23 protein-coding genes and 1 tRNA gene are annotated in these 24,741 nt (G+C 64.4%); 12 read left to right on the top strand and 12 right to left on the bottom strand.

What is annotated here, in order from left to right; translation table 11 throughout:
- Positions 1-168 precede the first annotated feature (168 nt).
- Positions 169-948, top strand: coding sequence for a zinc-ribbon domain-containing protein (locus SC1_RS19455; protein ID WP_062186157.1), 780 nt, complete (start codon positions 169-171; stop codon positions 946-948).
- Between the two features lie 31 nt (positions 949-979).
- Here SC1_RS19455 and SC1_RS19450 read toward each other — a convergent pair whose 3' ends face one another.
- On the bottom strand, positions 980-2,041 hold the full coding sequence (locus SC1_RS19450) for a YeiH family protein (protein ID WP_083436073.1): 1,062 nt from the start codon (positions 2,039-2,041) through the stop codon (positions 980-982).
- Between the two features lie 104 nt (positions 2,042-2,145).
- Between SC1_RS19450 and SC1_RS19445 the strand changes: the two genes are divergently transcribed.
- The 4 genes from SC1_RS19445 to SC1_RS19435 all read left to right on the top strand — a co-directional run bounded on the left by SC1_RS19445 (position 2,146) and on the right by SC1_RS19435 (position 5,362).
- Positions 2,146-2,222 (top strand) — tRNA-Arg (locus tag SC1_RS19445).
- Between the two features lie 52 nt (positions 2,223-2,274).
- Positions 2,275-3,471 carry a CoA transferase gene (locus SC1_RS19440; RefSeq protein ID WP_062186154.1) on the top strand — a complete coding sequence of 399 codons (1,197 nt, stop codon included), beginning with the start codon at positions 2,275-2,277 and terminating at the stop codon, positions 3,469-3,471.
- A 43-nt stretch (positions 3,472-3,514) separates the two neighbouring features.
- On the top strand, positions 3,515-3,682 hold the full coding sequence (locus SC1_RS22320) for a hypothetical protein (RefSeq protein ID WP_193749230.1): 168 nt from the start codon (positions 3,515-3,517) through the stop codon (positions 3,680-3,682).
- Between the two features lie 144 nt (positions 3,683-3,826).
- Positions 3,827-5,362 (top strand): acyl-CoA dehydrogenase family protein, encoded by a 1,536-nt coding sequence (locus SC1_RS19435; RefSeq protein WP_083436072.1) that lies wholly within the window; start codon positions 3,827-3,829, stop codon positions 5,360-5,362.
- Here SC1_RS19435 and SC1_RS19430 read toward each other — a convergent pair.
- The 5 genes from SC1_RS19430 to SC1_RS19410 all read right to left on the bottom strand — a co-directional run bounded on the left by SC1_RS19430 (position 5,359) and on the right by SC1_RS19410 (position 14,484).
- Entirely contained in the window at positions 5,359-6,522 is a 1,164-nt protein-coding gene (locus tag SC1_RS19430) for an alginate lyase family protein (protein WP_062186152.1), read from the bottom strand. The two genes, SC1_RS19435 and SC1_RS19430, sit on opposite strands and share 4 nt — an antisense overlap.
- Positions 6,523-6,531: 9 nt before the next feature.
- The gene (locus SC1_RS19425) at positions 6,532-7,767 is read right to left on the bottom strand and encodes an alginate lyase family protein (protein ID WP_152682497.1); all 1,236 of its coding nucleotides are present in this window, start codon (positions 7,765-7,767) and stop codon (positions 6,532-6,534) included.
- Positions 7,764-10,691, bottom strand: coding sequence for a TonB-dependent receptor (locus SC1_RS19420; RefSeq protein WP_083436008.1), 2,928 nt, complete (start codon positions 10,689-10,691; stop codon positions 7,764-7,766). The genes SC1_RS19425 and SC1_RS19420 overlap by 4 nt, the downstream gene beginning before the upstream one ends.
- Positions 10,692-10,864: 173 nt before the next feature.
- The gene (locus tag SC1_RS19415) at positions 10,865-12,016 is read right to left on the bottom strand and encodes a glycoside hydrolase family 105 protein (RefSeq protein WP_062186148.1); all 1,152 of its coding nucleotides are present in this window, start codon (positions 12,014-12,016) and stop codon (positions 10,865-10,867) included.
- The gene (locus SC1_RS19410; RefSeq protein ID WP_062186147.1) at positions 12,007-14,484 is read right to left on the bottom strand and encodes an exo 1,3/1,4-beta-D-glucan glucohydrolase; all 2,478 of its coding nucleotides are present in this window, start codon (positions 14,482-14,484) and stop codon (positions 12,007-12,009) included. Before SC1_RS19410 ends, SC1_RS19415 begins: the two co-directional genes overlap by 10 nt.
- A 126-nt stretch (positions 14,485-14,610) precedes the next feature.
- Between SC1_RS19410 and manD the strand changes: the two genes are divergently transcribed.
- From manD to SC1_RS19375, 7 genes are all read left to right on the top strand, one after another.
- Positions 14,611-15,822, top strand: coding sequence for a D-mannonate dehydratase ManD (manD, locus tag SC1_RS19405; protein WP_062186145.1), 1,212 nt, complete (start codon positions 14,611-14,613; stop codon positions 15,820-15,822).
- On the top strand, positions 15,822-16,727 hold the full coding sequence (locus SC1_RS19400; protein WP_062187020.1) for a DUF4861 family protein: 906 nt from the start codon (positions 15,822-15,824) through the stop codon (positions 16,725-16,727). Before manD ends, SC1_RS19400 begins: the two co-directional genes overlap by 1 nt.
- 33 nt (positions 16,728-16,760) lie before the next feature.
- Positions 16,761-17,468, top strand: a complete 708-nt coding sequence (locus tag SC1_RS19395; RefSeq protein WP_062186143.1) for a FadR/GntR family transcriptional regulator — start codon at positions 16,761-16,763, stop codon at positions 17,466-17,468.
- Positions 17,469-17,566: 98 nt separating this feature from the next.
- Complete coding sequence (locus tag SC1_RS19390; protein ID WP_238586786.1) at positions 17,567-18,064, top strand: response regulator transcription factor; 498 nt, start codon at positions 17,567-17,569, stop codon at positions 18,062-18,064.
- Positions 18,065-18,122: 58 nt separating this feature from the next.
- Entirely contained in the window at positions 18,123-18,494 is a 372-nt protein-coding gene (locus tag SC1_RS19385; protein WP_062186140.1) for a hypothetical protein, read from the top strand.
- A gap of 25 nt (positions 18,495-18,519) precedes the next feature.
- Positions 18,520-18,933 (top strand): hypothetical protein, encoded by a 414-nt coding sequence (locus SC1_RS19380; RefSeq protein WP_062186138.1) that lies wholly within the window; start codon positions 18,520-18,522, stop codon positions 18,931-18,933.
- A 26-nt stretch (positions 18,934-18,959) separates the two neighbouring features.
- Positions 18,960-19,454, top strand: a complete 495-nt coding sequence (locus SC1_RS19375) for a MarR family winged helix-turn-helix transcriptional regulator (RefSeq protein ID WP_062187018.1) — start codon at positions 18,960-18,962, stop codon at positions 19,452-19,454.
- A gap of 56 nt (positions 19,455-19,510) precedes the next feature.
- On the opposite strand, the gene SC1_RS19370 is transcribed toward SC1_RS19375, so the two are convergent.
- From SC1_RS19370 to SC1_RS19345, 6 genes are all read right to left on the bottom strand, one after another.
- Entirely contained in the window at positions 19,511-20,257 is a 747-nt protein-coding gene (locus tag SC1_RS19370) for a sigma-70 family RNA polymerase sigma factor (RefSeq protein ID WP_062186133.1), read from the bottom strand.
- A complete protein-coding gene (gene flhA / locus SC1_RS19365) occupies positions 20,247-22,370 on the bottom strand; it encodes a flagellar biosynthesis protein FlhA (RefSeq protein ID WP_062186131.1) in 2,124 nt (707 codons plus the stop codon). Before flhA ends, SC1_RS19370 begins: the two co-directional genes overlap by 11 nt.
- Positions 22,367-23,194, bottom strand: a complete 828-nt coding sequence (locus SC1_RS19360) for a transglycosylase SLT domain-containing protein (protein ID WP_062186130.1) — start codon at positions 23,192-23,194, stop codon at positions 22,367-22,369. The genes flhA and SC1_RS19360 overlap by 4 nt, the downstream gene beginning before the upstream one ends.
- An 81-nt stretch (positions 23,195-23,275) precedes the next feature.
- Positions 23,276-23,581 carry a hypothetical protein gene (locus tag SC1_RS19355; RefSeq protein WP_062187016.1) on the bottom strand — a complete coding sequence of 102 codons (306 nt, stop codon included), beginning with the start codon at positions 23,579-23,581 and terminating at the stop codon, positions 23,276-23,278.
- Positions 23,581-23,880 carry a flagellar biosynthesis anti-sigma factor FlgM gene (gene flgM, locus SC1_RS19350; protein WP_062186129.1) on the bottom strand — a complete coding sequence of 100 codons (300 nt, stop codon included), beginning with the start codon at positions 23,878-23,880 and terminating at the stop codon, positions 23,581-23,583. Before flgM ends, SC1_RS19355 begins: the two co-directional genes overlap by 1 nt.
- 170 nt (positions 23,881-24,050) lie before the next feature.
- The gene (locus SC1_RS19345; RefSeq protein ID WP_062186126.1) at positions 24,051-24,572 is read right to left on the bottom strand and encodes a flagella basal body P-ring formation protein FlgA; all 522 of its coding nucleotides are present in this window, start codon (positions 24,570-24,572) and stop codon (positions 24,051-24,053) included.
- Positions 24,573-24,741 lie beyond the last annotated feature (169 nt).

Genomic DNA, 24,741 nt, shown 5'->3' with positions numbered 1-24,741 from the left:
GCGCTACCAGCGCGCTATTGCGCGCCGACGCCGGGTCAAGGAACAGGGGCGCTGGTCCGCTCATCCGGCAGCATCTCGCACGGCTATCCACAGAGGACAAGTGCCGTAGCCGCCTCAAACGCCACGCGGCGCTTGCAACGTGCGAATCGGCGTGTTTAGAGGAAGCCCATGATCCTTGCCTGTCCGTCCTGTCACACGCGCTATGTCGTTCCCGATACGGCGATCGGACCCACGGGCCGCACCGTGCGCTGCGCCAATTGCCGCCATAGCTGGTTTCAGGAGCCCGCCGCAGCGCCGATGGCGGCCGTCGCCCCGCGTGTCGTGAACGCGCCCGAACCCGGCGCCGCGCCTGCGCCAACGTCGGTTCCGGAGGTTTCGCCCGTCCCGGCAGCCACTTATTCCGATTATCCCGAACCGGAGGCGGCGCGTGCGCCGGTGCCATCGGGCTTTGCTGCCGAACCGGTGCGCCGTGCCGCGCCGCCGATTGACGATGCACCGCTGCCGTTCCGCCGCCCGCGCCGCAATCCGGCCAAGCGCTGGACGATCATTGCCGCGAGCGCCGCCGCGCTGATGCTCGCGGCGACGGCGGGGCTCATGTATTTCGGTCTGCCGGGCTGGGCGCAGGGCCTTGGCCTGCCGGGCGGGGTCGACGAGCCCGATCTGGTGATCGAACTGCCGCCGAACCAGGATCATCGCGAACTGGCCGACGGTACGATCTATTTTGCCGCGTCGGGGGTGATCATCAATCCGACCGACCGCGAACAGCGCGTGCCGCCGATCCTTGCCGAACTGCGCGATGCGCAGGGGACGATCGTCTATAGCTGGACGATCAAGCCGCCGGTGCGGATGCTGCCGCCGAACGAAAAGGTCAATTTCAGCGAGGCAAAGCTCGACATTCCGCGCCGCGCGACGCAGTTGACCGTCAGTTGGGCGCTGCCGAAAAGCTGAGATTCGAAGGGCTTGCCATGACGTCGCGACGTCATAGGCTCATCGCGGCCGCCAACGACAACAGAAAGCTCGTGACCGTCGCGACGATGATCGGTGCAAAGCTGCGCCATCCCTGATCGAGCAGCAGGTGCAGCCGCGCCTTCATCGCGGTGGCGACGATCGCGAGCAGTAACAGCGCCTGCGCGCCCGTTGCCGCGCCGTCCTGTAGGGGCTTCGGGATTGCAACGAGCGAATTGACCGCCGCTACGCCGAGAAAGCCCAGAATGAACCAGGGGAGACGCAGCGGGATGCGCGACTTGCCGCCATTTTCGCCGCTGTTTCCAAGCCAGAGCGCGACGAGCATCAGCATCGGCGCGAGCAGCGCGACGCGCGTCAGCTTGACGATCGTCGCAATCTCGCCCGCCGGCTGCGAGAAGGAAAAGCCGCCGCCGATCGCCTGCGCGACATCGTGAATCGACGCGCCGATCAGGAAACCCGCCTGTGCGTCGGTCAGCCCGAGCTCCGCCGCAAGCACGGGATAGAGTGTCATCGCAAGCGCGCTTGCCACAGTGATGCCGACGAGTGTCAGCGTGAAGCGTGCTTGGTCGACGCGCCGATCGCCGATCAGCGAATAGAGCGCGAGCGCTGCCGAAGCGCCACAGATTGCCGTCGCCCCGCCTGCGAGCAGCGCGGCGTGCCGATCCTGCGCGAACAGGCGCGCGCTCGCGACGGTAATCAGGATGACGGCGAGCATGATGAGGACGAGCAGCGCGAAGGGCAACGGCCCAAGCTCGACCAGCTGTTCGGCAGTAATCCGCGCGCCGACGAGTACGATCCCGATACGCAGGGCAGTCTGCGACATCAGGTCGAGCCCTGCGTGCGTGCGGGGGTCCTGCGACAGGAAGGAGAGGGCGAGGCCGATGAGCAGGCCCATCAAGACGATCGGTGCGGCATAATGGTCGGCGAGCCACGCGGCCGCGAGCGCGGCGATGGCGGTGACGAGGATGCCGGGCAGAAAGTCGCGCCACCGCCGCCTGGCGGGCGGGTGCGCCTCGAGCTGCATCTCGCCATAAAGATCGGCGGCCATCGGCCAGCCTTGTTCGGATGATTTCACGCCGGATGCCCTATGCCCATCCGCCGCGCTTCGCACATCGGCGCGCGCTGGTCGATAGGCCATTGCTGGCGACGCGCGGGCTTGCTAGAGGCCGCGCTCTATCAGCACCCGTAGCTCAGCTGGATAGAGCGCTGCCCTCCGAAGGCAGAGGCCAGGGGTTCGAATCCCTTCGGGTGCGCCAGATAGCTTCAACCGGCGGTTCCGCCCGGTGACTTCAGGGAGACGGGCGCCCGATGTACGACCTGCTGGCCGGCTTGTCGGTGATCGAAGCATCATCTTTCGTCGCCTCTCCGACCGCCGGGCTTTATTGCGCGCAAATGGGCGCCGAGGTGATCCGCGTCGACCAGATCGGCGGCGGCCCCGATTTCCGGCGCTGGCCGGTGACCGACGCCAATGACTCGCTCTATTGGGAAAATCTCAACCGCGCCAAGAAATCGGTCGCGCTCGACCTTGGCAGGCCTGAGGGGCGCGAATTGCTGCAGGCGTTGGTGCGCGCGACGGGCCAGTTCGTTACCAATTTCCCGGTCGGCGGCTTCCTGTCGCACGATCTTTTGGCGGAGGGGCGGCCCGACCTGATCACCGTGCGCGTCATGGGCTGGGCCGATGGCTCGCCCGCGCTCGACTATACGGTGAACAACAGCGTCGGTTATCCGATGCTGACGGGTGCGGGCCCCGACCCCGTCAATCATGTGCTGCCCGCATGGGACCTTCTCACCGGGGCCTATGCCGCCTTTGCGCTGCTCGCGGCGATGCAGCGGCGGAGCATGACGGGCGAAGGCGGCGAGGTGCGGTTGCCACTGTCCGACGTCGCGATCGGCACCGTCGCCAATCTTGGCGGCATTGCCGAGGTGCTTTACGCGGGCGCGAACCGGCCGCGGCTGGGCAATGCGGTCTATGGTCTGTTCGGGCGCGATTTCGTGACGCGCGACGGCCGGCGCACGATGATCGTCGTGGTGACGCCGCGCCAATGGACGAATCTGGTCGCGGCGCTCGGCCTTGGCGAGGCGGTCGCCGCGATCGAGACCGCGCGCGGCGTCTCCTTCGCGACGGACGACGGGCTCCGCTTCACCCATCGCGACGCGCTCTATCCCTTGTTCGAAACCGCGATCGCGAGCCGCGACCATGCCGACCTTGCTGTCGTGTTCGACGCCGGGGGAATCGTCCATTCGCCTTACCGAACGATGCGCGATGCGGTGCAGGATCCCACGCTGGTCGCCCACAACCCGATCTTCGGGCAAGCCGACAATCCTAGCGGATTTGCCTATCCCGCCGCAGGCGCTTTCGCGACATTGCCGCAGCAGGAACGTCAGCCGCCGCGCTCGGCACCCTGCAACGGGCAGCATAGCGAGGAAATATTGAGCGAGCGCCTGTCGCTTTCATCGGGAGAGCTTGCCCGGTTGATCGATGCCGGTATCGTCGGCATCGCCTGACCATGGAGAATTGACGTCATGCCCCTTCGCCCCGCCGCCATCATTGCCGATCCGCACCGCCGTCGGCAATTTCGCGGCAGCTTTGTCGTTGATGACGGCGGGCGAGCAGCATGCGGAGAATCTGAAAGCGTTGGTGGAGCGGACGAAGATCGACCTGGCGTGCATCGACAAGGATGAAGCCGCCATCTCAACAAAAAGCCGTTTGTGCTGAGCTTGTCGGAGCGCCGTCTTTTTTCGCAAGGTCCGAAACGAAGAACGGCCCTTCGACAAGCTCAGGACAAACGAATTGTTGGTAATACAAGCCGATCTGAAGAACGCGCTGAACGCAGCGCAAGCCTATCGTGACGCCGCGCGAATGGCGCTCGCGGAACGACTCGCGTCGCGGCCCATCGACAGCGAGCAGCGCGCGGCGCATGGGTTCGCGTGGGTCGCGACGACGGCCGCTTCGCTGGAGGCGGTGCTTGACTGGTTTGAGGCCGGCCAAGGCGCGAACCCGCTCGACGCAAAGATCGCGACGCTCGCCTTCGCAGAAGGGATCGGCCAGCTCGTCGGCGGCTTGCCGATGGGGCAGAATGAGATATTCCGTCCCGCAGACCTTGGCCTGGGGATGCAGGCGCGCGGGCTCGCCGATGCTTGCGCCGCGCTGCTCGACACCGATCATGCGGCGATGCGTGCGGATGTCGCTGCGGCGCTTGCTGGCGGACATTGGCCGAGCGAGTCGCTGTACGACGCCGATCTCGATTCGATCCGCGACCAGTTTCGCCGCTTCACCGATGCCGAGATTTTGCCCAACGCGCATGGCTGGCACCTCGCGAATGCGCTGATCCCCGATGCGACCGTACAGGCGATGGCCGATCTTGGCACCTTCGGCGTCTGTATCCCGGAGGCGTTCGGCGGGCTCGGCCTCGGCAAGCTGGTGATGTGCATCGTCACCGAGGAATTGTCGCGCGGCTGGATCGGCGCGGGGTCGCTTGGCACCCGGTCGGAGATTGCGGGCGAGCTGATTGCGACAGGCGGCACCGACGCGCAGAAGGCCGAATGGCTGCCGCGGATCGCGAGCGGCGAAGTCCTGCCGACCGCGGTGTTCACCGAACCGGATGTCGGATCGGACCTCGGTTCGCTTCAGACGCGCGCGCGCCGCGACGGCGATCATTGGGTGATCGACGGCGCGAAGAATTGGATCACCCACGCCGCGCGTTCGGACCTGATGACGCTGCTTGCGCGCACCGTTCCCGACGCGAAGGGCTATGCCGGTCTGTCGATGCTGCTGGTCCCCAAACCGCGCGGCAACGAAGCCGAACCATTCCCCGTCGCCGGCATGACCGGCAGCGAGATCGAGGTGCTCGGTTATCGCGGGATGCGCGAATATGCGCTGCAGTTCGATGCAATGGTGGCGCCCGCCAATGCGCTGCTCGGCGGCGCCGAAGGGCAAGGGTTCAAACAGCTCATGCGCACCTTCGAGGGCGCGCGCATCCAGACCGCCGCGCGCGCCGTGGGGGTGGCGCGGCGTGCGCTCGAACTCGGGCTCGACTATGCGCTCAGCCGCAAGCAGTTCGGCAAGGCGATCGTCCACTTTCCGCGCGTAGCCGACAAGCTGGCGATGAGCCTTGTCGATTTCACCGTCGCGCGCGAGCTGAGCTATGCCGCTGCGCGCGCGAAGGATTCGGGCAAGCGTTGCGATATCGAGGCTGGGATGGCGAAGCTGCTGGCCGCGCGCGCCGCCTGGACGAATGCCGATGCGGGCCTGCAGATCCACGGGGGCAATGGCTATGCGCTCGAATATGAGATCAGCCGTATTCTGTGCGATGCGCGCATCCTCAATATCTTTGAGGGCGCCGGAGAGATTCAGGCACAGGTGATCGCGCGCGGTCTGGTCGAGGGCCGCAACTAGAGCCAGAGCAGCGGCTGGCGCACCGGGAAGTTGCGCACGACTTCGGCGATCGTGGGATCGGGGTTCAGAGCTTGCCAAAGGTCCAGCCAGTCGCGGCGTTTCCGCGCTAGGCCACCAAAGAGCAGGCTCGGCTGGCGCACCGGGAAGCCGTCCCAATATTCGATGTCGGGCGGCAGCGGCCATTTCGTCTTGTCGGCGATGAACGGCGCCATCCATGCGATCGCGCCGCTGATCGAGCGGCCGTCGGGGGTCGTCCAGTCGACCAGTTCGCGGCCTCCGAGCAGCCATGCCGTGGCGGCAAGCACGTCGAGGTTGAACAATGAATAGGCAAAAGGCTTGGTGCGCGCGAGTTCGAGCGGCTGACGGCCGTCGGGTTCGATCTGGGTCGGGATGATGATCGTCTTCAATCGGATTCGCGCATCGGCAAGGACGTCCGCGCGGCCAAGCAATGCGGCGAAAGACGCCGTCTGGAGCAGCCAGCAGGTGCCGTGATTATTCTTCTCGTCGCGTTCGGTGGTGCCGAAGGGCGATGTTGTGAGCCAGGTCAGATATTCGGCAAACCAGCGCTCGACCTCCTCATGGATCGCGGCGTAACCTGGTGCATTCTTGCGGGCAAACAGCGCGGCGGCGCGCGCGACTTCGACGATCTGCAGCGTGTCGATCACCCCGATCGCGCGGCCGCTATTTACCCCGATGATTGCCTGCGCGTGGTTGAGGTTCGGGTTCATCCGCGTCTTGGGATCGACGAACCATGCACGAAGATGGCGCATCGCGGCGTCGGCGAAACGCGCGTCGCCGGTGAGATCCCATAGCGTCGCCAGCGCGGGCACGGTGCGGCCAAAGGCGATCAGCGAGTCGCGGTGGCCGTCGAACTTGTCGGGGTTCGAGCGCCCGTCGCGGCGGACATAGGGACCGCCGGCGTTCGCCGGATCGGGCCACCAGTAATCGCCCTCGGAATAATAGTCCTGCGGCCCCGCCGGGCTGCGCGGCGCGGGGATCGCGGCGATCGTCCGCGGTTCGGCGCCGAGCAGGGTAGCGGCTTGGGGCAGCAGGCGGCGGCGCTCGATCGTGCGGGTGTCGGGCGCGCGGAACCGCGGCCGTGCCCAAGCTGCCGGGGCAGCGAGCAGGGCGGCAAGAAGCAGCGAGCGGCGCGCGATCATCCCTCGTCCTTATCGCGTGCGATGGCGCAGCAACAGGTCGCCGCTTATCGTGCGCGGATAGGCGCCGGGACCCCAGGCATCGTCAGCGTGCACCAGCAGTTCGTCGAGCATTTCGGCGGGCCAGCCCTGTTCCTTATACGGCCATTCGGCGCCGCGGCCGCGATATGCGGCGACATAATCGGTCGCCCCGCGCAACGAACGTCCCTTTTCTTCGGCGCGATAAAGGTCGACGCCGAGGCACGCCGCGCTGTCGGCGACGGTATAGGCCGCGTCCAGCGCATAGAGCGAATAATGGAAGCTGCGCGTCCGCGTCAGTTCCCTGGGCAGCGCACCCGACGTGTCGATCTGCTGCGCGATCCGCCCCTTTGGAAAGGCGAGGGCGATCCCGCGTGCGATTTCGGGCTTGCGCGCGAAAAGCGCGAAGCGCGCGACTTGCGCATCGTACCACAGGCCGTGGTTGTTCGACGCCTTGCCCTCGGCCTTGCCATTGGCGCTCTTCAGCATCCAGTCGAGATAGTGCGCGAACCAGTCTTCGAGCGCGGTCGTCTCGTCGGGCGTCAGCGCACCCGATGGCGCGATCAGCCCCGCGGCATCGATCACGCCGATAAAGCTGGCGCCGTCGAGCACGCCTTCGGCGCGGCCGTTCGATACGCCGGGCACCGCCTGCGCGAAATTCATGTTCGGGTTCATGCGCGTCGCAGGGTCGAGGAACCATGTGCGGATCACCCGCGCCGCACCCTCGGCATATTTACGCTCGCCGCTGTAATAATAAGCGAGCGCGAGCGTGTCGGCCTCGCGCGTCATGCGGCTCAGCGCGCTGCGGTCGAAGCGGTTGCTTTCGACGTCGGGATTGGTGTCGCCGTCGCGGCGCACATAGGCGCCCTTCGGATTGGCGGGGTTCGGCCACCAGTAACGCGCAAGGCTGACATAGTCGTGGCGGTCGCCCGATACGGGGATGCTGCGCTTGTCCATCACCGAGGCGGGTTTTGCCGCGATCGCCTTGTCGGCGCGCGCGATCAGATCGCGGTAAGCGGCGCCGATCGCCGGATCGGACGGCAGCGCAGCCTTGATGGCCTCAAGGTCGCCCGGACGCAGCGTGAAGGTGCGGCGCCCGTCGAACGAGGCCGAATAGCCCTCGCTCGCCTCGCACGTCGAATCCGGGGAAAAAGCCGCCGCCGCGGACGGAAATGACGCGGCGGCGGCCAGTATAGCCCAAGGGAGTCGGGCTAAAGTCGCTCGCTTCACAGGCGGACCCGGAAGCCGAAGAAATATTGCGGGCCGCTGCGCGACACCTCGGCGATGCTGTCGTATCCGCCCTTGTACATGATATCCTGCGTGTTCGTGACGTTGAGCGCCTGCAGCTTCAATTGGACGTTTTTGGTGATGTCATATTGTGCCGACAGGTTCAGATATGTGCCGCCGCGGATCTCACGGTTGGTGCCGCCGTTGGGCTTGTAATAGCCGGAGCGGTAACGAAGGTTTGCGCGCAGCGAGAGGCCCCATTTTTCGAACCACACCGATCCGCTCGCGGTCCATTTCGACAGCCCGATCAGATTCGCCGGGTCGACATAATCGGCGATGGGCGAGGTATCGGGATATTCGAAATTGGCGAAGGCCCGGTTCACCGATCCCTGCACGCCAAAACCGTCGAGCGGGTCGGGCAGCCACGTAAAGGCATGGCTCGCGGTCGCCTCGACACCATAGAGATGGCGCGTCTCGAGGTCGTTCGACGGCGCAACGGGGTTGATCGTGAAGGTTTCGGTCACCGGCGCTCCGCCGTCGCGAATCGTCGTCACGGTGATGTCCGACGGGATCGGTTCGGAGCGGCCGATCACGGTGCCCTTTGCCCATTTATAATAGCCCGCGACCGAGATCAGCGTGTCCTGCGACGCGTAAATTTCAAGGCTGGCATCGAGGTTCCATGCGCGCAGAGGCTTGAGGTTCGGGTTGCCGGTGGTCGCGTTGAAGATAATGTTGTCGACGCCCGTGGCCGAGGTCGTCGGGTTGAGGTTGACCCCGGCGCCGAAGCTTTCGATCCCCGACCGCGCGATCGCGCGATAGGCGGCGAGGCGCAGCTTGACCTGCTGCGACAGGTCAAAGGCGATGTTCGCCGACGGCAGGAAATAATCGTAACCGCCCTTGGCCTTGTTCGTCTGGAGCTGGCCCGCCGGGTCGACCCCGATCGAATAGGTGTCGCCGACGGTGTCGATCACGATGCGATACGGCTGGCGGAAACCGATCGAGGTGATGTCGGTCTTGACCCAGCGCAGGCCGACGTTGCCACTGAACGGCACGCTGCCGGCGTCGGACGCGAAATTCGCCATCGCATAGGCGGCATAGATGCGTTCGGTAACGTCGATGTCGCTCGGGTCGCGGCCGTCTGCCGGATAGGGCAGCGCGTCATCCGAACCGGCAAAGGTACGGAACAGGCAGTCATTGTCGAACGTCGCCCATTTGGTGACGTTCGTGCCCATGCCCCTCATATAGCTGGTCGTCGTGAACGGCACGCGGCACTGCTGGTTCGCCTGTGTGATCAGCGCGGTCACCTGGGCGGGCGTGCCGGGAATCGTGTTGAGGTCGTTGTTGCGCGCATTGTCGTTCGTGCGCTGGTGATCCGACACGCGCCCGCCGAATTTGATCCCGGTGATGAAGCCGTCGAGTTCGCGGTCGATGTCGAGCCGCGCCGCCCAGATTCGGTCCTTGCGGTCGGTGACGAAGCGGTTGCGCGCATAGACGGCGTTGTTTGCGGTCGCGAGGAACAGGCTCGGGTCGGTGATGTCGAAATTGTCGAACGCGACGACGGGAACGACATCGTCGCCCTCATAGGTCAGCGTATAGCCGACGCGGCGCGTCGATCGCATGCGCGTCTGCTTCTGCGTCTCGGTCCGGTGGCTGTTCGAATAGGAGGCGTCGAACGCGACGTTCCAGCGGTCGGGCGACCAGATCAGGCTCAAACCGCCGCCCAGATATTCCTCGACGCGGCGGCGCGTTTCGAGCTGGTTTTCGAGGTTCGAATTGCCGCGATAGCTCATCAGCGCGCCGGGCGAATAGCCGTTGCTGCCATTGCCGATGATCAGCGGCTGAATCCCGCGCAGCCCCTCGGTGATGCCCAGGACATTGCGATCCTCCAGGCTGTTGCGCTTTGAATATTGGCCGTCGAGCGAAATCTCGAAATCGGGCGACGGGCGCCACTGGATCGCCCCGATCAGGCCGTCGCGCACTTCGGAGGTCGTCTGGGTGCGGAAACTGCGCGACGAATTGGCGAAATAGGCATCGCCTCGCGTCTCTCCGACCACGACGGCGGGCGTACCGGCGCTGCGCGGGCCGGTGGCGAAGGTGCAATTCTGGTTCGCGCCGGCGCCCGTCTGCACTGCGGTCGTGCCAGTCAACTGGAAGGGATTGTTCGCCGAGGTATTACAGAGCTGGAAGGTCGCGTTGGCGTTATAATAATCTTCGGGCGCGGTCGTGTCCTGCCGCTGATAACCGATCGAGATGCCGATATCGCCTAACCCCGTCGTGAATTGGTCGGTGTAGGAAAAATTGGCGCGATAGCCGAGCCCGTCGTGCTGATAGACGTCGTTGTCCTGCGGCTGGAAATCGCCGCGCACTTCGAACTGGATGCGGCGCTTGCCATAATCGAGCGGCTTCATCGACTTGAGCTCGATGACTCCGCCGACGCCGCCTTCGAGGAAGTCGGCACGCTGGGTCTTATAGACGAGCACGCCGTTGACGAGTTCGGACGGGAATTGCTGAAAGGCAACCGAACGGTCGGGACCCGCGGTCGACACCTCGCGGCCGTTGAAGGTCGAGAAGCTCAAGGTCGGGCCAAGGCCGCGCACCGACAGTTCGTTGGCGTTGCCCTTGAAGCGGTCGGCTGAGACGCCCACGATGCGTTCGAGCGTATCGCCCACCGAATTGTCCGGCGTCGCGCCGATCTCGTCGCTGACGAGGCCGTCGACGACGACGTCGGCGGCGCGCTTGAATTCGATCGAACTGCGCTGCGTTGCGCGCGTGCCCGTCACCAGAATCTCATCGCCGCCATCGACCGCTGCGGGCTGTTCGCTTGCGATTTTTTCGGGCGCTTCCTGCGCCTGCGCCGGCAGGGCGGCGAACAGCGCGGCTGAGGCCAGTAGAGCTGCGCGGGTCGGCAAGGCCGATGGTGACTTCATTTCCCTCTCCTTTTTGGCGCCGCCCCTGTTGGCGGCCCTGACCCGGTTGATACCGGTGTCAATTTTAGATGTAATACAACTTGCGAAATGTATTACAACTTTGAGAGGGTAAGTCAATCGCCCGCGATGCAAAGCGGGAATGGGCCGATCAGGTTGGATCGGCCCGTTTCATATCAACGCTTTACGCGCCTTTTCGACAGGTCGTACATTGCAGTGCCGGCGAGCAGATAGGCGCCGCTGCCGTAAAATTGCGTTTCCTTCGCGGACACGCTGTCGGGGCGATCGCCGACCTGCTGGACCCAGCCGAGCATCCCGTCGGGTTGCACGGCGCGCTGCAATGCATCCCATCCGCGCACGGCCGAAGGCTCGTATGTCGTGCGGTCGAGCAGGCCGTTGTCGACGCCCCATGCAAAGGCATAGGTGAAAAAGGCGGTGCCGCTCGATTCGGGCGGTGTGCCGGGGTCGTTGTCGAGCAGCGACGCGGGCCAATAGCCGTCGGCCTTTTGCAGCGTGACGAGTTTCGCCGCCATGTCCTTGAACAATTTTTCGTAATAGGGACGCTGCGGATCCTTCTTGTCCAGCACCTGCAGCACGCGGACGAGGCCTCCCATCACCCAGCCGTTGCCGCGACTCCAGAACAGCTTGCGTCCCTTGGCGTCGCGCATGTCGAAAAAGCGGCTGTCGCGGAAATAGAGCTGTTCCGACGGGTCGAAAAGATAGTCGGTGGTGGCCTTCCATTCCTCGTGCACGAAATCGGCGTAACGTTTGTCGCCCGTCGCCTTGGCTAGGCGCAGCATCGTCGGCGGTGCCATGAACAGGGCATCGCACCAGCACCAGCGGTCGGTGCATTTCGACGTTCCCTTGCCCGGCGCGACCGGAATGAATTCGAGGCTGATCGTCGGGCGATTGGCGAGGACATGGTCGAAATAGGCGCGCATCGGGGCGATCGCCTTCTTGCCCTCGCCATTCTGCGCCGCCCACAGCCACGCCTGCCCGATCAACTGATCGTCGGCGTGAAAGGGCAGGTCGCCCATCTGCCATTTTTCGGCGCGGCCGAGGTCAAGGAGCGGCTTTGCATAAGCCTTGTCGCGGCTTGCGAGTTCGGTGAGTGCGATCCAGAAGGTAGCCTGTTGCCAGTCGCGTACTTCCTGCACGCTTTTGCGCGCGGCGGGCATCGTCGCCCAGTTGGTCCGGTTTGCGAGCTGCCAATCGGCGACGCGGCGCGTCTGCGCCAGGATTGCGGCGGGCCGCGGCATCACAGGCTCGGCGGGCGCCATCGCGGCGGCGGGGGCGGTCATCATCAGGGCAAAGAGGCTCAGCGACATGGCGTTTCCTTTACGGGCGTGAGGGCGATCGACGAGAGGGTGAGGCGCATCGGCGCGCTCGATGACAGCGCGAAGGGCGCTGTGACATGGTCGAGCCGCGCGCCGGACAGGCAGGAAAGCGGGATCGTCAGCGTCTGCCAGCCCTGGCCAGCGATCACGGCGAGGCGAGGGCTGATGTCGAGCCGCGCGGTGCAGCCGGGACCGCAGCGCAGTTCAAGCGTCGCGGGGGCGGTCGGCGCCTGATCGACCTTGAGGTCGATGGACAGCGCGATCGGCCCCACGCCCGACAGGTCGGCGGCGCGCGCGTTGGCGACGATCAATGTTCCGCGCGCCTTGCCCGACCAGTCGATCTCGCGTGCATCCTCCTGCGCGTCGCGGTCGACCGGGCGCACCGCGATCGCGCCATTGTCCGCCGCGCCGCTGATCGCCTGCGGACTGTCGTTGGCGCCGTCGATTTGCAGCAGGCGTGTGCCGACCCCGCGTCCGCGCGCGAATATCGGCCCGGTGAGCGATTGTTCGACGATGATAGCGGGGTCTACGGAGAGCGCGGCGGCAGCGGCGCGGTCAGCGAGTTTCAGTCCGAAGCCGAAAGGATAAAGCGGCTTGTAATCCGGATCGCCGACGTTGAGCGGCGCACCCTTGGCGTCGGCGGGCCATGAGAAGGGGAGTTTTCCCTTGAAATCGGCCTTGCCGAACAGGACGTCGGCGACCCCGTCGCCTTCCGATCCCGGCAGCCATGCCGCGACAAAGGCGTCGGCTGCATTGATGTGGCGATTGACCCACAGCGGGCGGCCCGAGAGGAAGACGGCGACGACTGGAATACCGTCCGTTTTCAGTCGTTTCATGATGCCGAGATTATCGTGCGTGTCGTCGAAATAGAGGTCGGCGCGGTCGCCCTGAAATTCGGCATAGGGATCTTCGCCGAAGACGATGATCGCGGCGTCGGGCTTCGCCGTGTAGCGACCGTCGACCGCCAGCTCCGCGGTGCCGCCACCGGCGATCATCGCTTCATGCACCCCGGCGAAGATCGAGGTCGCGCCGGGAAAATGTTCGGGACGCGTGCCGGTGCCCTGCCAGGTCAGCGTCCAGCCCCCTGACTGCTTGGCGACATTGTCGGCGCCGTCGCCCGCGACAAGGATGCGCGCGCTGGACTTGAGCGGGAGCACGCCATCATTCTTCAACAGGACCAGCGATTCTTGAACGGCTTGCCGCGCGACCGCGCGGTGATCGGGCGCGCCGAGCAATTCGTAGCGGCCGGCATAGGGCCGCATCGACGGCTTGCCCGCTTCGAACAGACCGGCGCGCAGCTTGACGCGCAATATGCGGCGCACTGCGTCGTCGAGCCGCGTCATCGACAGCTTTCCCGACCGCGCGGCGGCGAGCGTCGAGGCATAAAGACCCTTCCAGCTTGCGGGCCCCATATACATGTCGAGCCCCGCCGCGATCGATGCGGGACAATCGGTGGGCGAGCAGCCCGGCACTTTCGCATGGCCGTCCCAGTCGCCGACGACGAGCCCGTCGAACCCCCAGCGCTGCTTGAGCACACGCGTCAGAAGGCTGGCGTTGCCGTGCATCTTGACGCCATTCCATCCCGAGAAGCTTGCCATCACGCTTTGGACATCGGCCCCCAGCGCGGCGACATAGGCGGGCGCATGAAGGCGGACCAGTTCCGCTTCGTCGATCCGGGCATCGCCGCGGTCGCGACCGTCCGCCGTGCCGCCGTCGGCAAGGAAATGCTTGGCGGTGGCGATGATATGCGGACCTCTCAGCCAGTCCTTGTCGCCGCGGCGTCCCTGAATGCCGTGGACGAGCGCGGCGGCGTAGCTCGTCGCGATCGCCGGGTCCTCGCCAAAGCTTTCATAGGTGCGCCCCCACCGGTCGTCGCGTGCGACCGCGATCGTGGGCGCGAAAGTCCAGTCGAGCCCGGTGACGCGCATCTCGATCGCCGTTGCCTGCCCGATCTTCTCCATCAGTGCGGGATTTCGCGCCGCGCCGAGGCCAATATTGTGCGGAAACAGCGTCGCGCCGACGATATTGTTGTGACCATGGACAGCGTCCGACCCCCACATCACCGGGATGCGCGGCAGCGTGCCGTTCGGGCGCATCGATGCGTCATAATAGGCATCGGCGGCCGCGACCCATGCCGACGCGGGGCCGAATTCGTCGCCGCCGGGCGACGAACTGCCGCCGTTGAGAATCGATCCGAGGTGATATTGCGCGACATCGTCGGGGGTCGTGCTGCCGATATCGCCCTGAATGATCTGCCCAACCTTCTGTTCGAGCGACATTGCCGCGATCAACGCGTCGATTCGCGTCTCGATCGCCGGATCGGCGGTGCGTGCGGTTATCGCGGGCCATAGGTCAGGATGCGCCGTGCCCGCCGTGTCGGCGGCAGCGGATGCCGGAGCCGCGAACAACGCGGCAGCGGACAGGCTGGCCACGGCCAAGGCGCGCCAGGCGCTTCGCATCACTTCACCCTCTCCCTCGACCTGTCCGGCTTTTCGTCTTGACACCGGTGACATATGTCTTTCCTTTTGGATCGAGTGTCAATAAGGTTGTCACACAACTAGGCTATTTGGCGGTGAGGGGATAGAATGCCGAAGATCGTGTCAGCCCGGGTGATTTTGACCTCGCCGGGCCGCAATTTCACGACGCTGAAGATCGAATGCGACGACGGGACGACCGGTGTCGGTGATGCGACGCTCAACGGCCGCGAGCTCGCGGTCGCGGCCTATCTGTCCGAACATGTCGTCCCCTGCCTCATTGGGCGCGACGCGCACCGGATCGAGGATATCTGGCAATATCTCTACAAGGGTGCCTATTGGCGGCGCGGGCCGGTGACGATGGCGTCGATCGCCGGGGTCGACATGGCGTTGTGGGATATCAAGGGCAAGGTCGCGGGCCTGCCGGTGTACCAGCTGCTCGGCGGCGCGGCGCGCGAGGGCTGCATGGTCTATGGCCATGCCAACGGAACGACGATCGAGGACACGATCGAGGCGGCGCTCGACTATCAGCGCCAGGGTTACAAGGCGATCCGCCTGCAATGCGGCGTGCCCGGAATGGCGTCGACCTATGGCGTAAGCAACGATCGCTATTTTTACGAGCCCGCGGACAATGACCTGCCGACCGAAAATATCTGGTCGACGGCGAAATATATGCGCGTCGTCCCCGAACTCTTTGCGGCGGCGCGTGAGGCGCTGGGCTGGGACGTCCATCTGCTCCACGATGTCCATCACCGGCTGACCCCGATCGAAGCGGCACGGCTCGGCAAGGATCTTGAGCCGTACCGTCCTTTCTGGATCGAGGATGCCACGCCTGCCGAGGATCAGGACGCCTTTCGCCTGATCCGCCAGCATACGACGACGCCGCTCGCGGTGGGCGAGATTTTCTCGTCGATCTGGGATTGCAAAGCGCTGATCGAAAACCGGCTGATCGACTATATTCGTGCAACGGTGCTTCACGCGGGCGGGATCACGCATATGCGCCAGATCGCCTCGCTCGCCGACCTTTATCAGGTTCGCACCGGCTGCCACGGCGCGACCGATCTGTCGCCGGTGACAATGGCGGCAGCGCTGCATTTGGGGCTGTCGATCCCCAATTTCGGCGTTCAGGAATATATGCGCCATACGACCGAAACCGATGCGGTCTTCCCGCACGCATATAGTTTCGCGGACGGCATGCTCCATCCCGGCGACGCGCCGGGGCTGGGGGTCGACATCGACGAGGCGCTCGCCGAAACCTTTCCCTACGCTCGCGCCTATTTGCCGGTGAACCGGCTCGAGGACGGCACGATGTGGAGCTGGTGATGCGGCCGGCCTTGCTCGCGCTTGCCCTGCTGGTCATGCCGGCCGCGGCGCAGGAGCATACGCCGCTTCGCCCCGCCACAGCGCAGGAGCAGAAAGCGCGCGCGGCGGTTGTGGTCGCCGATTACCGCTTCGACGACCTGCTCTGGGAAAACGACCGGATCGCGCACCGCATTTATGGCCGCGCGCTTGAGCGGGCTGAGCCGCCCTCGTCATCGGGGATCGACGCATGGGGAAAGCGCGTCCGCTGGCCGTTCATGGACCGTCAGCTCCGCACGGGCGATCAGCACGCCGACCATGGCGAGGGGATCGACTTCTATAATGTCGGCACTGGGCGCGGTATCGGTGGGCTCGGCATCTGGTACGACAACAAGCTTTGGACCTCGCGGAACTATGTGCGGCCGAATATCTTGCAATCGGGCCCCGAGGTCGCCGACTTTACCGTTGATTATGACCCCTGGCCCGTCGATACGCTGCGCAGCGTGAGCGAGACGCGGCGCTTCACTTTGCCCGCGGGGACGAATTTTACGCGGATGACCTCGACGATCGCGTCGAGCAGCGAGGCGGAGCTGATCGTCGGGATCGGTATTTCGAAACGGCCTATCAATGGAAGCAAGCTGGGCACGATCAGAAAGGATAGCGCGAATGCACGCATGAGCTGGTGGGGCCCTGCCGAGGGCGACGGCGATAGCGGAAAGGGCCGAATGGCGGCGGCGGTGATTGTCGACCCGGCCGTTTTTGTAGGCTTTGTCGAGGATGCCGACAATTATCTGGTCCTCGTTCGCGTGCAGCCGGGAAGGGCCTTTGTCTATTACAGCGGCGCGGCGTGGGATCGCGGGGGTGATTTTGCGAGCGAGGACGCGTGGAATAGCTATGTCGATACGCAGCGGCCCGATTTCCGGCCCTAGCCAGTTCTGCGGCGCAATGATAACGCAGCATCCATGGCGGTAACCAAGGCGGCGTCGCTGGCGGACGATCTGGTCCAGCGCTTCGAGGAACAGATCGAAACGGGCGAAATGCCCGTCGGATCGCGTTTCCCGACCGAAAAAGAAATCACAGAGACGTTCGGCGTCAGCCGCACCGTCGTGCGCGAAGCCTATTCACGCCTCGCGGCCCGCGGCCTGCTCGTGTCGCGGCGGGGGTCGGGCGCCTATGTTCCCGACGGTGCGCAATATCGCGCGTTTCAGGTCACCGCCGAGGAAATCGGCGAAATCGAAGATGTTTTGAAGCTGCTGGAAATGCGCATGGGGTTCGAGGCCGAAATGGCCGACCTTGCCGCGCGCCGCCGCACCGATGCCGACCTGGCTGCGCTGCGCCGTGCACTCGACGCGATGGAAGAAAGCAGCGATGTCGACGCCTCGGTCGCTGCCGATGCGGCGTTTCATGCGGCGATCGCGAGCGCTACCGGCAATTCCTATTTCCTGCGCTTCACCCAGTTTCTCGGCGTGCGCCTCGTTCCGTCGCGGCGGCTCTATCTGCAGGGCGATGATCCGGTTCAGCATCAACGCTATGCCCATACGATCAACCGGGACCATGAAGCGATCGTCGTCGCCATCGAGGCGGGCGACCCCGTCGCGGCACGTCGCGCAGCGCGCCGGCACATCGAAAAGTCGATCCTGCGTTATCGGACGCTCAAGGAAAGCCGTTAAGTTAACTCGCCTGTGGCTGGCCGAAACGCGCGACACCGGTGGCCGGGAATGAGGCAGGCAGGAAATTAGGCGGCTAGTGACCTTGATTTCGACTCGTGATGCTCTATTCCAACCCCGTGCAAGGCGACCCTGACAACTACATAAGCCTGCTGTCTGCCGCGCAGATCGAAACGTTGCGGCATGTTTACGAGCACAAAAATTCCAAGCAGATCGCCAGGCTGATGAACGTCTCGCCACACACCGTCGATGAGCGGGTGCGGCGGGTGTTAAAGAAACTTAATGTTTCCAACAGAATAGAGGCTGCGCGTATCCTGGCGGTTAACGGTGTCTTCGACCATGTTACCCCTTATCAGCCTTTGACATATCAATTGATCGACCTTGGCGACGTTTCTCCGTCCGACGATGCGGATCCGGGGCGCAGTTCGTTTCGGCGATTTTTCGATATAGGTTCGCCATTTCCTACCGCGTCCCAGCCGGCCAACCGGCACGGGTTGATGGAAAGGATTATCTGGCCGATTTTGATCGCATTTGCGACAATCCTGGCCTTCTCCGCCCTCTATTCGATCCTTGTCGGGCTCGGTCGTGTTCTGACCTGATGCTCGAACGAATGCTGCGGGGGGGAACCGGTAGCATTCTTTTTCAAGGAAAAAGAAGATGCTGAATCAACGAGTTTCTGCAGCGAAGAAGATCGCTTCCGACCTGCACCACGCCGAAGACGCTATCGACGAAGCGATGATCCGTATCGCCCAGCTTGCCGCGACGCTGCCCACGGCGCGCCGCGAAACCAACATGTCGGCGATCGTCGGGCAGGAAGCGATGGCAAAGGTCGCGCATGCACTGGCGGCCGCCGGTGAAGTCCGGCAGCTCTTGACCGACGCGCATCTGGCACTGACGGTGACCCAGAAGGAAGTCGGCCTGGGCACGCGCATGTTCGGTGCGGGCGTCAAGCCGGCTGCCAAGCTGGTCGATGAAGGCAGCAACGATCGCTCGGGCGACGGGGCCACTACGTTCGCGAAGGCCGGTTGATCCGCAAGAAAGGCTGACAGCCACAATGTGGTCCGTCGCGATCTATTATGCTGTTCTGCTCATTACGGTGGCCGTCGCGATCCAACGCGGCGGGCCGCTCGAACGCTGGGCAGCTTATACAGCGTTGATCGCCTCGGTTCTCACCAGTGCCGTGACGCCTTTCCCCACCTGGAACGATATTGAACTGAATATCTTCATCATAGACGTGCTGGTTCTGCTGAGCTTCTGGTTCATCGCCATGAGGACTCACAGTTTCTGGCCTTACTGGATCACCGGATGGCAGCTGATCGCCATCTTCGGTCACATCCAGAAATATATGTTCTCGGAGATATTGGCGCGACCCTATTCGCTCCTCTCGGTCTATATATCGTACCCGATCCTGTTGCTCATCATCTATGCATCGGGATCTCACGGTCGGCGGAACGACGTCACGGTCTGATGTGGCTGCCCAAAGGGCATCTTCACATGCAGCAATTTTCGAACCAAGAAATTGCCGAACTGAAATCACGGGTCGACCAGATCCATCAGCTGCTTGCAGGTCGCGGCGAGGAATCGCCGGCGGCCATGCGCGTCGTCGACGCTGCCGGAACGCCGCTCAAGGCGGGCCTGCTCGACCAGTTGTCGTTCAGTATCCAGATTCGGCGCATCCGCCGTAGCCATTTCGGCACCACCGAAATGTCCGGTCCCGTCTGGGACATGATGCTCGACCTGATGCTGGCGGGCGCACACGGCCGCGTGCTCAGCGCCAGCGACCTTGCAACCGGTGCGGGCGTTCCGTTGTCGTCGGGCTTGCGCATGATCAGCGCGCTCGATCGGCTGGGGCTCGTACATCGCTCGATCGACGAGCGCGATCGGCGGCGTACCATCGTTCGGCTGACTGACATTGGGACCGAGCGGATGGCGAGCTATTTCGAGAAAATCGGCGCCGCCTGGCAGGATGGGCAGACGCTGGCGGCTTGATCCCCCCTTGATCGGGTGCGGGGCCGACTGGTCGCGCGCACCGCACCCGGTCGCCCTTATTCGGTCATTTCCTTTATCATGCGGTCGACTTTGATCATCGCCTCGCGCTTGATCTGGCAGATCCGCGCGGCGCTGACGTCGAGCGTCAGTCCGATCTCATGCAGGTTGAGTTCTTCGAAGAAATAGAGCTGGAGCACCATTTGCTCACGTTCGGAGAGTCGGCCGACACATTGGCGCAGCGCGCCCATCAGATCCTCCTGCTCGCACCGCTCGTCCGCGCTGTCATCCTCGTCGGCCGCCAGGAAGGCGCCGATGTCCGTGAGTTCGTCGAGCGAGGTCGAGCGGCCGTGCGTCGCATTGCGTTCGAGCGCAAAATAATCTTCCGCCGACATGTCGAACGCGACCGCCATTTCGGCAGGGGTCGGCGTCCGCATCAACTGCTGTTCGAGCGTGGCGCGCATTGCGTGGATGCGCTTTGCCGCGACCATCGCCGAACGGCCAACATCGGCCTCCCGGCGCAGTTGGTCGATCATCGCGCCGCGTATGCGGGTCGTTGCATAGGTAGCAAAGGCGAAACCGCGTTCCTCATAGTTGCGGCTGGCCTCGATCAGCGCGATCAGACCTGTCTGGATCAGGTCGTCGAGCTCGCTCGTCCGCGATACGCGCGAAAACACCTGCCAGGCGATCTTGCGGACCAGCGGCGAATATTCCTCGACCAGTGCCTCGACGCTTTCGCCATAGCCGCGCGCACGCGACGTCCGGCCGGTGGCCCCGGCAAACTGCTCGGCGGGCTCAATTCTCATGCGGTTGGTCCTCCATGTGGGCGTCGGGCCCGGACGCGAGGCGGGGCACTTCGGCGCCGATCGTCGCGACGATTTCGGTCTGCTTGGTCGCTGGAATCTCGAGGTAGGAGATGACGGCGACGTCGGGGAAAGTGGCGCGCACAAGGCGCGAAAGGGCGGAGCGGCAAATCGGCGAGGCGACGAGCGCGAAGCTGCGCGTCTGGAGCAGAAGCGGTTCGACCGCTTGTCCGACCTGTTCGATGATCGTCATCGCCATGCCATGTTCGAAGGGCCATTCGGCCGCGGGGTTGGCGCGCACCGCCTGGTTCAGCAGCACCTCCACCTCGGGGCTGAAGGTGACCACGGGAAGCGGCATCCGGCTCGGCACGATCGTCTGCACGATCAGCGCGCCGATGCGTTGGCGCACCGCTTCGATGAGGTCGATCTCGCTCAGTTGCTGGGGCGACAGCGCCACCATCGCCTCGGCGATCTTGCGGAAATCGCGCAGTGGCACCCGCTCGACGAGCAGCGATTTGCAGAGGCTCGCGACGCGCGGCAGCGAATAGCCTTGTGGGCTGAGATTCTGTGCGAGCTGCGGATAATGTGTCTTCAGATTTTCGATCAGCGCCTGCGCGTCGTCGATGCCGAACAGTTCGGCGGCCGAACCGACGATGCTGTTGTTGAGGTGCGTAGCGACGACGGTCGCCGGATCGACAACGGTATAGCCCGCCGCGATCGCGTCATTCTGCATCGCTTTCGGAATCCACAGCGCGTCGAGGCCGAAGGTCGGATCCTTGCACGGACGCCCTGCAACCTTGGTGACAAGATCGCCTGAATCGAGCGCGAGCATTTCGTTCGGGAAGACCTCGTCCTCGCCCACGATCACACCAGCTACCGAGATGCGATAGACGTTGCCGGGCAGCGACAGGTCATCGGTGACCTTCACCGGCGGCACGACAAAGCCGAGTTCCTTCGACAACTGGCGGCGGATGCCAGTGATACGCGTCATCAGCGGCGAACCCTTGCGTTCGTCGACGAGGGTAACGAGCGCATAGCCGATCTCGAGCTGGCACGCGCTCGCGTCGCTGACGTCGGCCCATTCGATATGCGACGGATCGGGTGCCGGGGCGACGGGTTCGGGCAGGTCGGCGACCGCTGCGGCGCTGCGGCGCAACTGCCAGCCGATGCCAAAGGAGAGCGCCGCGGCGGGCAGAATCAGCATCTGCGGCATCGAGGGGACCAGGCCGAGGATGAAGAGGATGCCGCCAACCGCCATCCACACCGTCGGCGAGGCGAACTGGCTGCTGATCTGACCGCTAAGGTCGAACGGCGAGGCGACCCGGGTGACGATCGCGGCGGCGGCGATCGAGAGGAGAAGCGCCGGGATCTGCGCGACGAGTGCGTCGCCGATCGCGAGCGTGACATAGTTGCTACCCGCGTCGGAAAAGCTGAGGCCGTGGCTGAAGATACCGAGGATCAGCCCGCCGACGATATTGACGAACAGGATCAGCAGGCCCGCGATCGCGTCGCCCTTCACGAATTTCGAGGCACCATCCATCGATCCGTAGAAATCGGCTTCGGTCGCCACTTCGACGCGGCGCGCCTTCGCTTCTTCGGGGCTGAGCAGCCCGGCGTTGAGGTCGGCGTCGATCGCCATCTGCTTGCCCGGCAAGGCGTCGAGGGTGAAGCGCGCCGACACTTCGGACACGCGCCCCGCACCCTTGGTGATGACGACCATGTTGATGATCATCAGCACGAAAAAGACAAACAGGCCGACGACATAGTCGCCGCCGATCAGGACCTGCCCGAACGCCTCGATGACATGGCCGGCGGCGGCGGTGCCCTCGTGCCCGTGGACGAGCACGACGCGCGTCGAGGCGACGTTGAGCGCGAGGCGGAACAGCGTTGCGAGCAGCAGGACGGTCGGGAAGGACGAAAAGTCGAGCGGCTTGGCGGCCGACAAAGCGACCATCAGGATCGCAAGGCTGATCATGATATTGGCGACGAAGCTGATGTCGAGGATCAGCGGCGAAACCGGGATCACCATCAAGCCGACGAGGATCAACATCCCAACGGGGAGCGCGGCGGCGCCGGCCATGCGGCCCATGTTGCCGAGGCTGAAGTTGTCGGTCATGCCGCGCCTCCCGAAAGCGACGCGAGCCGCCGATAGGCATCGGCGGCAAAGCCCATCGAGAGCTTCTTGGGCATAGGCTGGATATCCATCATCTGCAGGGGCGGTCTTCCGCCGTTTGCGCCCGCGAGGCCCGCCGAACTGCTCGCCTGCGCGTGCCAGCCCGATGGGGCGAAGGGCTTCATATTTTCGATCTTGCCGCCGTCTTCGAGTTTCACGCGAAAGCGCTCGCGGATCTCGGCAAGACTGCGCATGCTGCCGTCCGGGGCGTAAAAGACCGACCGGTTTGCGGCCGCCGCCTCGGGCATCATCGATGCGCCGGGCTGGTCGGGATTGGTTTCGAGTGCCGTCAGGAATTTGGCGGCGCCGCCGCTTCCTAGGAAATGCGCGAGATAGAGGTCGACCGGTTCGGCGGCGCGGCCGATGCGGCTTTCAAGATAGTCGCGATTGTCGCCGGTCAGCGCGGCGGCCATGCTTGACGATGCCGTCGGATCGTCGCGCAGGTCGAGGATTTGCTGGCGGAGCACCGGATCGGCAACGGTCAGCCGGCCCGACGCGTCGCGGCCGATGGCATCGGCGGCCCAGGCAAGCCCGTGGTTCGCGCCATGGCGGTCGAGCGTCGCGAGCCACGTTTGTTTGGTGAACTGATACAGGCCGCGCGCCGAAGAGGTCGGTGCCTTCGCGGTCGGATTATAGCCGCTCTCGACGCGCGCAACGTCGAACAGATAATCGAAATCGATCCCCGTGCGCGCCGACGCGCTCTGCACCGCATCCATGACGGGTGCGGCGATGCGCGTCGCTGCATTGGGATTGTTGATTGCGTTCATGGTTCTTGGTTCCGCTTGTTCGGCAGAACCAAAAGCAATCATCGTGCCATTTCGTCGAAACGGCAGTTAATTAACATATTATCAGTAGCTTAAAGCCGCTCCGCGCGGACGGGTGCCGCGGATCTCGTGACTCTTGTCAATCCTCTGACGCGTCCAGTTCTTCAGGATGTTGACGCGCATCGCGGCGGCCTCAAGCTGATTGAGCGTCTGGCCCATCAGTGCCCGCGCGCGATGTTCACTCCCCGCGGGAATCGTGACGCCGCGGAACAGGATTACCGCGGTCGCGAGCTCTTCGGTGGCGGCGATAATCGCTCCAGCATCGTGCCCGTCCAGTGCGCCGACCAGATCGTTGAGCCGCGATTGCAGGTCTTCCATCTGTGCCTGCATCATTCGCCCCCGCGGCCGTGGAAGTCTATCATTGCACTCGCGATGATCGCAGGATGCACGCCATAGCTGCCGTTCGCGATCGCGGTACGCAGCGATGCGACGCGCGCGACGTCGACCGGCGGTGCCTGGTCGGCGAGGCTGCTCGCAAGGCGGGTCAAGCGTGCGGTTGGCAGATTGTCCTGCACCGGCTGGAGCTGCGCCGGCGCGCGCATCGCGGTCGTCGCTTCACTGGCGACCCTGCGCAGCGGGCCGGCACGGCCGATGCCACCGACTGGTCCGATCTTGCTGTCACCCGACATAAAAGCCTCCATCCGATGCCGTCAGAAAAGTGACGACGCGGTTCACGAAGGCTTTAACGGATGGTGTACGCGGCGATTAAGGCGACCCGTCGCAAAAAAACAAAAGAAAGGCCCGGCGCCGTCGGAAAGCCGACAGCCCGGGCCAGTGGGTGGGTAGTGAGAGTTGGGAATCAGTCGTCGAGGCGCGCGCGGCCGGGGCCGGTGACGGTCGCGCTGAGCGTCGATTTGGCGTCGCTCCCTCGCAGTGCGATCGTCTCGCCGACGCGGCCGTCCTGCGTTGCAATCGCGGCATAGCTGATCGAATAGCTTTCGGTTTCGATCGTGACGCGGACGTTGTCGCCGCGACGAATGACGGGGGCGCTCGCCGCGGGGCGGGCGAAGCTGGCGGCGACCGGTGAGGCATTGGCGGGGCCGGTCATCGGGACGCGCAGGCGCCAACCGAGCGAGGCGCAGCGGACGGCGAGCGTGTGGGCGTCGACCGCGGTGACCGACGCCTGTTCGGGGCAGCGTGCGAGCTTGATGCGCCGGTCGACGGGGGTCGCGTTGCGGCCCATCGCGTTTGCGACCATGTCGGTCAGCACGTCGATCGTCTGCCAATCCTCATTGCCCTGCTGTGCATGCGCCGCGATTGGGGCGGCGAGCGACAGGGCGGCAGCGCATGCGGCAAAGCGCGCGAGAATGTTACGGGACAAGGTCCATCTCCTTTGGTCCAAAATGGTCGCCCGATAATCTGCAGGAAGCGTGCCAGTCGCGCTTTGGTGCGTCGTTCCACGGCGTGTCGCGCTGCCTCGTCAGATTTTTGACGAGATTTTAGCGCGGCAAGGACCTTTCGAAGTTAAATATCTGAAAAACATGAATTAT

Origin of the sequence: Sphingopyxis sp. C-1, from assembly GCF_001047015.1 — a bacterium.
GTDB lineage: Bacteria > Pseudomonadota > Alphaproteobacteria > Sphingomonadales > Sphingomonadaceae > Sphingopyxis.
This window is presented reverse-complemented; position numbering and strand designations above follow the sequence as displayed.